At 32.6% G+C, this 14,280-nt stretch carries 14 protein-coding genes; 10 read left to right on the forward strand and 4 right to left on the reverse strand.

The window, feature by feature from the left end:
• Window positions 1–17 precede the first annotated feature (17 nt).
• The gene (locus V5E38_RS01165; RefSeq protein ID WP_499211880.1) at window positions 18–977 is read right to left on the reverse strand and encodes an ABC transporter substrate-binding protein; all 960 of its coding nucleotides are present in this window, start codon (window positions 975–977) and stop codon (window positions 18–20) included.
• Window positions 978–1,146: 169 nt separating this feature from the next.
• Here V5E38_RS01165 and V5E38_RS01170 point away from each other — a divergent pair, with 169 nt between their 5' ends.
• From V5E38_RS01170 to V5E38_RS01190, 5 genes are read left to right on the forward strand one after another with little or no spacing between them, the layout of a single operon-like run.
• Entirely contained in the window at window positions 1,147–2,148 is a 1,002-nt protein-coding gene (locus V5E38_RS01170) for a FecCD family ABC transporter permease (protein ID WP_499211881.1), read from the forward strand.
• Window positions 2,145–3,197, forward strand: a complete 1,053-nt coding sequence (locus V5E38_RS01175; protein ID WP_499211882.1) for a FecCD family ABC transporter permease — start codon at window positions 2,145–2,147, stop codon at window positions 3,195–3,197. The genes V5E38_RS01170 and V5E38_RS01175 overlap by 4 nt, the downstream gene beginning before the upstream one ends.
• Before the next feature lie 4 nt (window positions 3,198–3,201).
• Window positions 3,202–4,002, forward strand: coding sequence for an ABC transporter ATP-binding protein (locus V5E38_RS01180; RefSeq protein ID WP_499211883.1), 801 nt, complete (start codon window positions 3,202–3,204; stop codon window positions 4,000–4,002).
• Between the two features lie 59 nt (window positions 4,003–4,061).
• Window positions 4,062–4,784 carry an ATP-binding cassette domain-containing protein gene (locus tag V5E38_RS01185; RefSeq protein WP_499211884.1) on the forward strand — a complete coding sequence of 241 codons (723 nt, stop codon included), beginning with the start codon at window positions 4,062–4,064 and terminating at the stop codon, window positions 4,782–4,784.
• A 13-nt stretch (window positions 4,785–4,797) separates the two neighbouring features.
• Entirely contained in the window at window positions 4,798–5,577 is a 780-nt protein-coding gene (locus V5E38_RS01190; RefSeq protein ID WP_499211885.1) for an ABC transporter permease, read from the forward strand.
• A 56-nt stretch (window positions 5,578–5,633) separates the two neighbouring features.
• On the opposite strand, the gene V5E38_RS01195 is transcribed toward V5E38_RS01190, so the two are convergent.
• The 3 genes from V5E38_RS01195 to mprF form a co-directional block, all read right to left on the reverse strand.
• Window positions 5,634–6,053, reverse strand: coding sequence for an organic hydroperoxide resistance protein (locus V5E38_RS01195; RefSeq protein WP_499211886.1), 420 nt, complete (start codon window positions 6,051–6,053; stop codon window positions 5,634–5,636).
• A 26-nt stretch (window positions 6,054–6,079) separates the two neighbouring features.
• A complete protein-coding gene (locus V5E38_RS01200) occupies window positions 6,080–6,532 on the reverse strand; it encodes a MarR family winged helix-turn-helix transcriptional regulator (protein WP_335447664.1) in 453 nt (150 codons plus the stop codon).
• 205 nt (window positions 6,533–6,737) lie between these two features.
• The gene (mprF, locus tag V5E38_RS01205; RefSeq protein WP_499211887.1) at window positions 6,738–9,260 is read right to left on the reverse strand and encodes a putative bifunctional lysylphosphatidylglycerol flippase/synthetase; all 2,523 of its coding nucleotides are present in this window, start codon (window positions 9,258–9,260) and stop codon (window positions 6,738–6,740) included.
• Window positions 9,261–9,847: 587 nt separating this feature from the next.
• Here mprF and V5E38_RS01210 point away from each other — a divergent pair.
• The 5 genes from V5E38_RS01210 to V5E38_RS01230 all read left to right on the forward strand — a co-directional run bounded on the left by V5E38_RS01210 (window position 9,848) and on the right by V5E38_RS01230 (window position 13,905).
• Window positions 9,848–11,443 (forward strand): FMN-binding glutamate synthase family protein, encoded by a 1,596-nt coding sequence (locus tag V5E38_RS01210; protein ID WP_499211888.1) that lies wholly within the window; start codon window positions 9,848–9,850, stop codon window positions 11,441–11,443.
• Between the two features lie 311 nt (window positions 11,444–11,754).
• The gene (locus V5E38_RS01215) at window positions 11,755–12,024 is read left to right on the forward strand and encodes a hypothetical protein (RefSeq protein ID WP_097976557.1); all 270 of its coding nucleotides are present in this window, start codon (window positions 11,755–11,757) and stop codon (window positions 12,022–12,024) included.
• Between the two features lie 289 nt (window positions 12,025–12,313).
• Window positions 12,314–12,838: a DinB family protein gene (locus V5E38_RS01220; RefSeq protein ID WP_499211889.1), complete on the forward strand. Its 525-nt coding sequence runs from the start codon at window positions 12,314–12,316 to the stop codon at window positions 12,836–12,838.
• A gap of 114 nt (window positions 12,839–12,952) precedes the next feature.
• Window positions 12,953–13,531, forward strand: coding sequence for a TMEM175 family protein (locus V5E38_RS01225; protein WP_499211890.1), 579 nt, complete (start codon window positions 12,953–12,955; stop codon window positions 13,529–13,531).
• 26 nt (window positions 13,532–13,557) lie between these two features.
• Entirely contained in the window at window positions 13,558–13,905 is a 348-nt protein-coding gene (locus tag V5E38_RS01230; RefSeq protein WP_499213490.1) for a VOC family protein, read from the forward strand.
• The last annotated feature ends 375 nt before the right edge of the window (window positions 13,906–14,280 follow it).

The following is a 14,280-nucleotide window of genomic DNA, read 5'->3' on the forward strand; positions in this document are numbered from 1 at the left end:
AACCTTTTTAAATTCTATTATTTAGTAAAAGTCTTTTCAATATCATCTAACATTAAGTAAGCAGCCTTGATTCCACCTGCAGTGTTCCAAGTAACATCATTTACTTTAATGACATGTCCATTTTTAGAAGCATTTAACTTTTTGAATAAAGGATCTTCTGTAAATTCTTTTTCAAGCTTAGATCCAGACTCTTTACCGTCATCAAACGTAAAGTAGAATATGTAATCTCCATCCATCGCTGGAATACGTTCTTTTGTCACACCTCTTTCAGCAAAATCAGGAGCATTTTGTTCCTCTGGACGTTGGAATCCTAATTGTTTAAGAATTACACCAGAGAATGTATCTTGGTGATAGATTCGTACATCAGCACCCATGAAACGGACCATTGAAATTTTTTGATTTACTTTATCGCCTAATTCAGCTTTTAGATTATCAACACGTTTAGTATAATCAGCTAATACTGTATTACCTTGTTCTTCTTTGTTTAAAACTTTTGCATAAAATTTGAAATTCTCTTGCCAATCTCCACGTAATGTTTCAGCGAAAACTGTTGGTGCAATAGCACTTAATTGCTCATACACTTTTTCTTGACGCATTTTATTACCGATGATTAAATCTGGTTTTAAACTAGCGATTTTCTCAAGGTTAACTTCACTTTCCACACCTACAACTTCTACGCCATCCATATCTTTAGAAATATGATCATACCAAGGGTTTCCTGTCCATGATTTAACAGCACCAACTGGTTTCACACCTAATGCTAATAAAGCTTCAGTTCCTTCGTTTGTTAATATAACAACTCTTTTTGGATTAACAGGAACTTTTGTCGTTCCCATTGCATGCTCAATTGTAATTGTATTTGCTTTTTTACTTTCTTTACCAGAAGCTTCGTCTGATTTTTTTGTGCCACAAGCACCTAATACCATAATTGCTGCAATGAATAAAGCAATTAGTGAAGAAAATTTTAGTTTTTTCATAGAATGGTCTCCCTTTTTAGTTGATAATGATTATCATTTATCTCGACAAATAGTATTATAGATTAAGATTTGATTAGAAGTCAATAAGAAAATGAAAATCATTCTCATTGACTTGATAATTCATATCATTTAGACTAATAAAAGAGAATAGAATAGTAGGAGATATAAAATGCTTATTCATCCAAGATCAAGAGTTATTGTATTAGTAGCTTGTTTTTTATTATTAGTAATTTGTTTTTTTTCTAGTATTTTACTAGGATATACGGATACTAGTTTTACAAGCTTAATTCATTCATTTACACAATTTGATGGGTCTAATGAACAGTTAATTATTCAAAATGTTCGAATTCCAAGAGCGATCATTGCTTCAATAGTAGGAGCAAGTTTAGCAATCGCTGGTTTATTTATGCAAGTTTTAACTAAAAATCCTCTAGCATCACCAAGCGTTCTAGGAATTAACGCTGGTGCCTCGATGTTAATTGTACTTAGTATCACTTTTTTTCATTTACAATCACCTAATGCGACTATATGGCTTTCATTTATAGGAGCTACATTATCAGCTGTATTTGTATTTGGTTTAAGTTCAATAGGGAAAGACGGAGCGACACCATTAAAAATTACTTTAGCTGGTGTTTCAATTGCAGCTATGTTTAGCTCAATAACCCAAGGCTTACTAGTAACTAACGAAGTGGCATTAGAGCAAGTACTATTTTGGCTAGCTGGTTCAGTTCAAGGGCGTTCACTTGATTCTTTACATATGGTACTACCATATATCGTAATAGCTTGGGTGGTCTCATTTGCACTTGGTGGAAAGATTAATACATTCATGTTAGGAGAAGATGTATCTAGAGCTTTAGGTCAAAATACAGCTTTATTAAAAACGACATTAGTTGTATTAGTCATCATTCTAGCCGGTGGTGCTGTAAGTATAGCAGGACCAATAGGATTAGTCGGTATAATTGTCCCTCAAATAGTTAGAATGTTCGTTAAAAATGATTATCGTTGGATGATTCCGTTTTGTGGTATTTTCGGAGCAATACTACTTCTTTTAGCTGATGTAGGATCTCGTTACATTTTAATGCCAGAAGAAACGCCAGTTGGTATTATGACCGCAGTTATTGGTGCACCATTTTTTATTTACTTAGCAAGAAAAGGCGGTACAGTAAAATGAACATGATTAAATTAAGAAACAAGTACTTTTCACTACTATTTAATAAGCGATCATTTTCCGTTTTAATAATTGCTCTTCTTTTACTGATCAGTTCTTTTATAGTGAGTTTAACGCTAGGTGACCGTTATATCTCGATTCCAAAAGTATTATCTGTTATTTTTGGTGAAGGTGAAAAAATAGATGAATTATTTATACAAGCATTTCGAATGCCACGAATCATCATTGCCATTTTTGCTGGAATTTCTTTAGCAATCGCTGGAGCAATTCTTCAAGGTTTAGTTAGAAACCCACTAGCATCACCAGATATTCTTGGAATAACAGGTGGAGCAGGTGCTGCCGTTGTTTTATTTTTAGCTATTTTTAGTGATAATCGGACGAATCAATTAACTGTAAGTATAAAATGGTTACCATTAGCGGCATTTATCGGTGCCATCATCAGTTTAGTATTTGTCTATGCTTTTGCTTATAAGGATGGGGAATTAAGACCTTTAAGATTAGTTTTAGTAGGAGTAGGATTTTCGGCATTAGCTCAAAGCACAACTTCATTCTTTATGATTATTGGACCTATTTTTAGAGCAACCGAAGCGAATATGTGGTTAACCGGGAGCGTCTATGGAGCAAACTGGGAACAAGTTAAAATCATTACAGTCTGGACGCTAGTTTTTATCGTGTTAGCATTATCGTTTATAAGACATATCAATACGCAGCAACTTGGAGATGAAGTTTCAACAAGCTTAGGAGTTCAAGTAGAAAAAAATCGACTAATCTTGTTATTTATAAGTACAGCATTAGTAGCTGGTGCAGTTGCATTTGCGGGAGCAATCGCATTTGTTGGACTAATTGCGCCTCATATTGCTCGGAAAATAGTTGGTGCTTCTTACGGTGCATTGATTCCCTTATCTGGAATCATCGGTGCCATCATGGTATTGTTAGCTGATACAATTGGAAGAACGGTGTTTAGTCCAATTCAAATACCTGCTGGTGTATTTACTGCTGTAATTGGTGCACCATATTTTATCTATTTATTATTTAAGACAGGAAAAAGGTGATAAGATGTCAACGAGTGCAATCGAAACAGAAAAATTAACGTTATCGTATGATGACCGTACAATTATAAACGAATTAAATTTTCAAGTCCCAAAAGGAAAAATCACAGTTTTAATTGGAGCTAATGGGTGCGGAAAATCAACATTACTTCGTTCACTTGCAAGATTACTTCAACCAAAAAGTGGAACCATCTTACTTGATGGAAAAGAAATTAGTAAGCGACCTACAAAGGAGATTGCACGTAATCTTTCAATCCTGCCTCAAAGTCCTGTTGCACCAGAAGGTTTAACAGTTTTTCAATTAGTAAAGCAAGGAAGATATCCATATCAAACTTGGTTAAAACAATGGTCAAAAGAAGATGAAGAAAAAGTAAATCATGCTTTGAAAATGACAAATATGTATCAATTAAAGGATCAATTAGTCGATTCTTTATCTGGTGGACAACGTCAACGTGCTTGGATTGCGATGACATTGGCTCAGGACACAGATACAATTTTATTAGATGAACCAACAACATATTTAGATTTAACACATCAAATCGAGATATTAGACCTACTTTACGAATTAAATGAAAAAGAGCAGCGTACAATTGTTATGGTACTACATGATATAAACCTAGCATGTCGTTATGCACACAACGTTGTTGCGATTTCAAATGGTGAAGTTTACGCAGAAGGAGACCCAGAAAACATCATTAATCAGAGCTTAATCTGTGACGTTTTCTGTATGAACTGCGATATTGTGAAGGATCCATTATTCGGAACGCCACTTTGCATACCTCATGGCCGAGGAAGAAAAATAATTTAATCAATTTTAAAGGGTGTCCTTGTATAGGGCACCTTTCATTTAGAAAGAGGTGAGAAAGAATGACGTTATCAATTAACAGTATAAGTGTAGATATTCTTGGTAGTTCAATCCTTAAAAACATTAATTTTCAAACGAATAAGGGTGAAATTTTTTGTTTAATTGGAACTTCAGGGGCAGGGAAAACGACATTGCTTCGGACATTAAATCGATTACAGTCAATTAGTAAAGGTGAAATTCATTTAAATGGACAATCAATATATAAAATGACACCTCAAAGTTTAAGAAAAAGTGCAGTAATGATCCTACAAACTCCTTCATTATTTGAAGGGACCGTTGAGGATAATATTTTGTTTGGAGTCAAATTAAACGGTAGCTATGATAAGACTGATTCCAAAACAGTAGCGAAATCTTTATTAGAAAAAGTAGGATTAGAGACGAAATTACTTGGTCGGAATGCTTCAACCCTCTCGATAGGACAACAGCAAAGAGTATCAATCGCTAGAGCAATTGCCATGAAACCAAGCATTTTATTATGTGATGAAATTACTTCAGCATTAGATCCACAATCGACTCTACATATTCAGGAGCTTCTAGTAACTTTAAAAAGAGAAGAAAATTTAACGATTATTCTTGTTACGCACAATATGGAATTAGTTCAACAAATAGCTGATCGAGTAGGGCTACTGATTGATGGTAAATTAGTAGAAGTCAGTCCAGTTAATGAATTTTTTAATAATCCCAGCACAGAATTAGGGAAGAATTTTCTTTCTACAATTGCTTAAAAGAGGTGAAATGATGGACGGTAATTTGCATATTACAGGAGTATCTCTGACATTTTTATTAATTATTATAGCTATCGCATTATCCTATTATCAGAAACTCGGTGTTGAAAAAGACATTGGCGTTTCTTCAGTAAGAACCGTCATTCAATTAATGATCATGGGGTATGTACTTGAATATATACTGCAAATTGAGCACCTTTTAATTATCATCATTATTTTATTTTGTATGATTTTATTCGGTGCTTATACTTCGAGTAAAAGGTCACAACAAATTGAAGGAGCATTTTTTATTTCATTTATTAGTATATTGCTAGGTGTCATGATTTCTTTAGGAGTCGTATTGTTAGCAAATAAAATTGCGTTGAAGGCTCAATATGTTATTCCAATTTCAAGTATGATTATTAGTACATCTATGAACGCGAATAGTTTAGCATTAACGAGACTTAGAGCTGAAATTCAAGCAAGTAAAAATCAAATTGAAGCTGCATTATGCTTAGGGGCAACAACTAAACAAGCTTCAAATAATGTCATAAAAAATTCAATTAGAGCTGCCTTAATTCCATCAATTGATCGAGCTAAAACTGTAGGAATTGTTACTTTACCAGGCTCGATGACGGGAATGATCTTTGCTGGCATAAGTCCTTTATATGCGATTAAATATCAATTGTTAATCGAATGTATTTTAATTGGCGCAATCGCAATTAGTGTATTCTCCTCAACACTTCTTTCCTATAGAAAGTTCTTCACAAAAGACGATTCATTGAAATATGAAACGATAATGGAACAAGGATAAGGATAGAGGGAGAAGGTGTAAGCAAAAACTTTTCCTTCTCCCATTAGATCTAAATATTATCCGATTACTCTTAATTGTACATCCATGTTTCCTCTAGTTGCTTTTGAATATGGGCAAACACCATGGGCTGCTTTTACTAGTTCTACAGCTACTTCTGTTGGAACACCTTGTACTTTTACATCAAGTTGAGCAGCTAATTTGAATCCTCCGTCAGCAGGGTCTTTACCAATTGTTATGTTTGCAATAACTGATGTAGATTCTAATTTAATTTTCTGCCTACGAGCTACTAAATTTAATGCACTGTCAAAACAAGCTGAATAGCCAGCGGCAAATAGTTGTTCAGGATTTGTTGCTCCACCAGGACCGCCTAATTCTACTGGTGGTTTAAGTGATAAATTAATAAAATCATCTGATGAAATAACTCTTCCGTCACGTCCACCTGTTGCAGTTGCTGTAGCAGTATATAATTTTTCCATTACAATCTCTCCTTAATATTTATTATCTATTTTTTATTTTCGTTAGCAGATTGAACTTTCTTTAATAATGCTTTTGTTTGGTTTAATATTGTTAAAAATTCCTCTTGAGTAGTATTACTTTCCTTGAAAAACTTCTCAGGTATACAGAAAGCTTTTTCTTTTAATTTAATACCTTCTTCAGTTAATGTAATAAATACTTTTCTCTCATCACTTGAATCACGTTTTCGGAAAATTAGTCCCGCAGATTCCATCCGTTTTAGCATTGGGGTAAGTGTTCCTGAGTCTAAAAAAAGAGTCTCCCCAAGTTCTTTAACAGTTTGTTGGTCTTTTTCCCAAAGTGAAAGCAATGCAAGATATTGCGGATATGTTATGCCAATCTCATCTAAGATTGGTCGATATAATTTAGTAATTTCTCGAGAACAAGCATAAATTGAAAAGCATAATTGATTTTCAAGCAAAAGCTGATTTTCTTTATTCATTCGTCAACATCCTTTTATATTAGTTGTGCACAATTTAATATGACACAATCGTAATTGATGAGAAATAATTTTGCAAGTGATATTAACTATTATTTTTTACCAATTTATTTATTTTGATTATAAATTGAGGAGGTTTTGAAGTGGAAAATAGCTTTTTCACAATAAAAAAGCCAGTCAATGTTCAATACATTAACTGGCTGTAAATTTAATTTTTTCTAGACCTAGAAATTAATGAAGTTATTTGTAGCATTGTGATTGGTAAGGATGTTTTTTTATGATACGCCAAAAACTTAGGTGTCCAAGAATTAACATATTTCTCTTTGAAGCTTCTTAAACCTTGAAAGTGATATAAAAATTGTCCATATTGATAAATTTGCGCTGCAACTTTTTCACTTGTAAAAGAATACTTAGATAGACCCACGTTTGCTAAAGGTGTCATACCGACATTAAAATAATGAAAATTTCTAGACCTAAACCACTCAATTAAGTTAACAAACATAAAGTCCATAATTCCTTTTGGAGCATCAACTCTATGACGCATTAAATCAATTGAAATCGTATGATCATTATAGTTTGGCATAATGGATGCAAATGCAATCATTTTATTTTCATTGTTTTTAATAATAGCTACTGGAGCAAGTTTGATGTAATCCTCATCAAAATAGCCAAGTGAAAACCCTTTTTCTTTTCGCCCTTTCAACCACTCTTGTGATAATTCCTTTAATTCCGTAAAGAATTCATTAGAATAAGGGGGCTCAATAATTTCAAAACTATATTCTTCGCGTTCAAATTTATTGTAAAGTGCACGAATTCCTTTATTACGTTTTCCAGATAAAGTGAATGATGAAATATCAGTAAATCCTTCTTCACCAAGTTTAAAGAAATCAAATCCATTTTCATGTAAATAGGAAAGTGAATTTGAGTTTACTTGGTAGAAGACAAGAGTATATCCAAATTGATCAGCATAGTTTAATAATTCCTCAATAGCAGGATATAAACGAGATTTTTCACCAACCGGGTCACCTAAAATAACTAATTTGTCTGCATATGGCTGAAAAATAAATAATACTGTCTCATCCTGAGCCCAGAATAAATATTTATCATGTAAAAAAACCAAATGTGAAAGTTCTGTACCACCATACTTATTAAAATGTTCTTTTATTTTTTCTTCTTCAGCTTTCGTATTTATAAATTCAAATTGTTTTCTTTTAACTTTGAAAAATGCGATATAAAAAAATAGTAAAGCAGCTGCAAAACCAAGAACTGCACTAATCACGATATCTCTCGAATTAACAAGTATATAAGGTAAATATTTAGCAGGTATTTTGACATTTGTTTGAGGTAGATTGATATAAGCAATAAGTAAATAACTACCCAAAAAGAAAAATAAAATAAAATTATCAACAATAAGCTTACCCCAGGTTAAAACGAAGCTTTCTCTATAAAATTGTTTCTTTGAAATAAATAATATAAAAGCAACTGCTAATACGAAAAGTGCTTCTTCATAATCTAATCCTTTTGAATACGTTGTAACTGCCCCAACAATCAGCATGAAAAGTGTAATATACCATGCTCTTTTATCTTTATAATCAATTCCACGAGAGAGTCCTAACAATGTAAAGCCTGCTGTGACCGAAATTAAATGTGAAATATTAATAATTGTCGAAGGTAAAATTAAATTTAAAAGACTAATTCTTAAAAGCATGCTTGGTACCGCAGCAGAAACTAATAGGATAACGCCAGATAAAAATACTAAAATCGTTAAAAGTTTATGCCCCATATAAGTTGAAATTTGATTTGGAATATTATTAAATGATTGATTTATTTTATTCCATAATAATTTAAGAGCTAAAATAATACCGCAAGCAAACGGGAAAAAGAAATAACTGAAACGATAAATCAATAAAACAAGAAGTGTCGTTTCCTTATCGATTCCAAAGTATGTAAAACCTAGTAGGAAAATAAAATCAAAAGACCCAAGACCGCCTGGAATCATACTTAAAAGTGCTGCAACAGATGCTACTAAAAAAACAGGTAAAACCTCAATGATTGAAATGTCGATATGTAAAAATAAACAAATGAAGTAAATGAATAATAAAATAAAAGACCATTCACAGAAAGAAATGACAACCAGTGAAAGCATATATTTTGCCGAAAAATTCTCCGAGAAAAAATTACGTTTTAAATAAACGACTAAAAACATTACCGGGAAATAACAAATTGCAATAATAATAGCGATATATAGATACTTATATTCATTTAAAAATGATAAATCAAATATTCCTGTAAATAAAACTAAGCTCAATATTGATAATCCAGAAAGTAAGAATATCGTTACACTACTCACTGCTTTAACAATTTCGGGTCCGGTGCGATCTTTTCGATAAAATAGAGTCCGAATGGTAGTACCTGCAACGCCACCAAGACCTATTAGGTTTGAGGAAGTATTCGCAAGCCAAGCAACCATTAGTATTTTTCGAAAACTGAAATCTAATTTTAATAGTCTTACAAGTACGAAGTCATATAAAAACATTGGCGATACAGCTAAAATACCTAATGCAAAAATCAAAAAGTACTGTATTAATGTAAGAGACTCCATATAGTTAAAGAACATTTTAAAGTCGAAGTTTAAAAGTACGTTTTTTCCAACGAATATAAATGTAACTAGTAATATTGAAATGAAAAATAGTTTAAATAAACCTACTTTACTAATCCGAATCTTATTCATAAGACACTCCTGAAGTTATTATTCAACAATTAAAATAATAGTTATTAGCTTTAGTATTCCATATTATTCCACTATTTAACAAGAAGAATATTAACACGTGCTAGAAAATTTATTAACTTATTATTTTGGAGATAAAAAGTTAATTAGATTTTAATTTTCGGGACTATTTTCTGATTAGTATTAATGAAAAAAGACTTAGGTTTCCACTCGTTTTCTATGGGGCGAGACCTAAGATACTTCCAAATTCCAATGAAGTCGGGGTATTAATGTTCAATTATGAGAGGACTATTTTATGTTTTTTTGAATATTTATAAATGAAAATATTAAATGGGTTCTATATAAAAAAGGGAGACCTCTTATTTGGAAGAGAAAAGAAATTCAAACCTCTCTTGAAGAATATTCAAATGAGTAGATTAGGCTTTATAGCTGAATAAGAGCATATTCAATGATGCAAGCATTGTATAAATTGGAAGGAAATATGTAAAGAATAAAATGTAAACTCGATTAAGGAGAGTAAGAATGAAGTATTTTAATTTAAAATAAATTTGATAGCAATGTTACGGAACTTTTTCAAGGGGGAATTATAATTGAATATAACAAATGTTTTAATTATCCTTGGATTCATTTTTTTTGCCTTAATACTTTTAGTTTTATTAATAGGTACACTATATTTGTTTTTTATAGATCGAAAACAGAAGCAGCATCCAATACTTCGTAATTATCCAGTAATAGGACGAGTTAGGTACTTCTTAGAAACGATTGGACCTGAGTTACGTCAGTATTTATTTAACAGCGACCTAGAAGGCAAACCTTTTTCTAGAGAAGAATATGAGCATATTGTTAAAAAAGCAAAATATAAACGAGATGTCCTTGGGTTTGGGTCTAAAAGAGACTTTGAAGAAAAAGGATATTATATTAGAAATTCGATGTTTCCAAAACTGTCAGAAGAATTAAAAATGGACCAGCAAATAAACGTAACAACAAACCGATATTTATTGATTAAAGAGTCTTTATTTACACAGAAGGAAGAAAGATTAGAGAAGAATGATTCACTTGCATTTTTATTGGATGATAGTGATGCAATTGTGATCGGTAAAAACACGAAGTATCCTTTTATTGTAAAAGGCCAGATTGGTATGTCTGCTATGAGCTATGGATCCCTAGGTGAAAAAGCTATTACTGCACTATCAGAGGGATTAGCAATTGCGAAGGGGACATGGATGAATACAGGTGAGGGTGGCTTGTCTGAATACCATCTAAAGGGTGGCGTTGATATTATCATGCAAATTGGCCCAGGTTTATTCGGGGTTAGAGATAAAGAGGGGAATTTTAATTGGGATGCCTTGAAAGAAAAAAGTAAAATTCCTGAAATAAAAGCTTTTGAACTTAAATTAGCTCAAGGTGCCAAAACACGCGGTGGGCATATTGATGGGGAAAAGGTAACAGAGGAAATCGCAAGAATAAGAATGGTAGAACCGTTTAAATCAATTGATAGTCCTAATCGTTTTAGAGAGTTTCATGACTTTCCTTCTTTGTTTGACTTTATGGAACAAATTCGGGAACAAACTGGAAAACCAGTAGGAATGAAAGTGGTTATTGGAAGTGGTCATGAAGCTGATGAATTAGCAAAATATATAAAAAGTACTGGGAAGGGCCCTGACTTTATTACTGTAGACGGTGGTGAAGGGGGAACAGGTGCCACATACCAGGAACTGGCGGATAGTGTAGGATTGCCAATTAAATCCGCATTACCTTTAATGGATCATGCTTTAAGAAAATATGGCGTACGTGACCAAGTTAAAATAATAGCATCAGGAAAATTATTCTCGCCAGATCGAGTAGCGATTGCACTAGCAATGGGGGCTGACCTTGTTAATATCGCAAGAGGATTTATGATTACGATTGGTTGTATTCAAGCTTTAAAATGCCACTCCAATGCATGTCCAGTCGGTGTGGCCACAACAGATCCTGATTTACAAAAAGCCCTTGTCATTGATGAAAAAAAATATCGAACGGCGAATTATCTAATTTCAATGCGTGAAGGTTTATTTCGGTTAGCTGCTGCTGCAGGTTTGGATTCCCCTGCCCATTTTCAAAGTGAACATGTTGTTTATAAAGATGAAAAAGGGAAAGTGTGGTCACTGAAGGAAATTTATCAATCATTGGTAGAAAAAGTAGATTAAAAATAGTAACTTTACAACGTATTTTTCAGTGCTAGTCCGAACTTTATCGTAATAGTTGAACAATTAGAGACTACTTAGGTAGTCTTTTTGTGTGACAGGTAGTCGCATAGGGTGCTGACCTAGTCAGTGCCCCTTTTTAGACAGAGAAGACACTTCGGTGTAACGACAGACAGGATGAAAGATAATGTTCACTTAAAAATTTTTAAGCCATGCTTATAGCCTATTCCGCAAACTCCCAAATCTACATATATTATAAAGATTTGAAAGCCCAAGATTGCATAAAACGTTATTTAAAAGGGAGGAAAGTTAATATGAATTTCTACAACTATGTACCTTATAATCACAATGATTATTATAGAAATCCACAGCAAACTGTAAATCCACAACAAATTCTAACATTAATAAATCCAGCTGTTAGCCATGGATTAAAAGAAGCACAACAGCTTGGCTATCAACATGCATTAACAGAAGCGGTTGCTATAGGTTACTTGATGGGAAAAGGTTACGATTATAATACTGCTTGGAAAACTGTTGAATCTTGGTGGAGACCACCGGGAACGCCAATACCTACTCCATATTAAAAGTTAAAAAGTTATTTGAATAGTATCATAGCTAAAGAGAATTTTTGAGGAATCATTAAATTAAGAGATTCCTTTTTTTGTGTTTGTTGAGCTATATAAATATTACTTCATTTAGTAATTAGGACTCTATTATTGTAAGTATGTAAAGTATAATTTAGATGTACAAAAAAATCGACTGCAAAGTCGATTTTTTAATTGAGATAAATGGTAGATATTTTGAAGAAGGTATTTGTAAACGAATATTGAATGATTAGTTACATATGCAAAAAATGTAAAATTTTAGATTTAAGTGAATACAAAGGAGGAATTACCCCTGAGCGAAATTGAACTGATTAATACATACAAAAACGAGCTTCAAAATTACTCTTTGGAACAGTTAAGGTATAAATCTGAAGAGGAGGTTTGGTCTATTGGCCAAATGTATGATCATTTAATCATTTGTGCCCATGAATATCTAGATAGCATGGAAACTTGTGCTACCTTAAATGATGAACAACCCCTTGGAAAAACGGAATTTGGCGAGAAGTTATATAAGAATGGGGGATTTCCACCAATTAAAATTAGATTACCAGATGAATTAAATGATCCACCTAATAATTCAGATAGCAAGGACGAGCTGATCAGCAGAATTAATCAAGTAATACTAAGGTTGAGTCAATGGGAGTCGAAAGTGGAACATATTAACCCAAATTATAAAGTCCAGCATGGAGGGTTCGGATGGCTAAATGCAAAGGAATGGTATGATTTAGTTTATATGCATTTTCGTCATCACTTGCGCCAGAAAAGTGATTTAGAACAAAGGCTTGTTAAGTGACGGGCATTCTTCAAACTAACCGATATGAAAATTTTAATTTACGAGGAAATAAGGAATTTAAATAGATAGAAATATTAATAAAACAAAAAGACAAATAATAATAGGGAGTAAACAATGAATAAAAATCGTTTGGAAGCTTTTAGTGACGGTGTACTTGCTATCATTATTACAATTATGGTCCTAGAAATTAGGATTCCTCACAGTCCGAATATACGAGACTTATTACAGCTTTTCCCAACCTTTCTTAGTTATTTACTTAGTTTCATTTATGTTGGTATTTACTGGAATAACCATCATCATATGATACACACTTTACAAAAGGTGACAGGATCAATAATGTGGGCAAATCTTCATTTGCTTTTCTGGTTATCCTTAATTCCTTTTGCATCTGGTTGGATGGGGGAAAACCATTATAAGCCTTATCCAACAATGCTTTATGGTGTAATACTCTTAATGGCCGCAATAGCTTACTTCATATTACAAGGTATAATTATCCAAAAAGAGGGAAAAAATTCAAAATTAAAACAGGCAGTAGGTAATGATTGGAAAGGTAAAGCTTCAGTGGTTTGTTACTTAGCTGCAGTTTGCACTTCTTTGATCTGGCCTTGGTTCGCTCAAATAATTTATGTAATCGTTGCAATTATGTGGTTATTACCGGATCGCCGAATTGAGAAGGTTATGCAAAGTAGGTAAATAAAAAAGTGAGGGAGTAGACTATGATGATCAAAGGTTTTGGGGGAATATTCTGGAGGACTAAAAATTTGGATGCTTTAAAAAAATGGTACAGTAAAGTGCTGAATGTTGAAATAGAAAATTGGAATGGGACGATCATTAAACCCGATTCTGAAAATGAAACGATCTTTTCTTTCTTTACGGAAGAAGACAATTATTTCCCAACAGAACAGCAAGTCATGTTAAATTTTCAAGTTTATAATCTAGATGAGACGATTAAGCATCTTCAACAAGTCGGTATACCTCTTGCTAAGGAAAAAGAGATTAGTGATTATGGTAAGTTTGCATGGATTAAAGATCCTGAAGGTAGATTAGTTGAACTTTGGGAGAAATAAACTGCGCTAAGAAAGGGTTGCTGCGGCGATCCTATTTTTATTTGTACTATTGCAATTTAGTTAAACAAGGAATAAAAAGATTCTCCATAGAATATTAGTGTTTTAGTAACTCTGTATTATTTGAATACATAAAGGAGAACAAACTATGTCAGACTTATTTATTTTTATACCATTATTAATTCTTATTATAGTAATAGCTATTATTGTCTTCCTAATTAACAAATTTGCAAACAAAAAGAATAAAACACAGGAAGAATTGTTGGAACCATCTTATTGATATATGTCACTTTTAATTTAATAATAGGGGTTATTACTTATTTTAAAGGACCTTAGTTAATAATTACATACGTTAACTGTGAATTAGGGTTTCATAAC

Source organism: Rossellomorea sp. GAMAL-10_SWC, assembly GCF_049568075.1.
Classification (GTDB): Bacteria; Bacillota; Bacilli; order Bacillales; family Bacillaceae_G; genus Gottfriedia.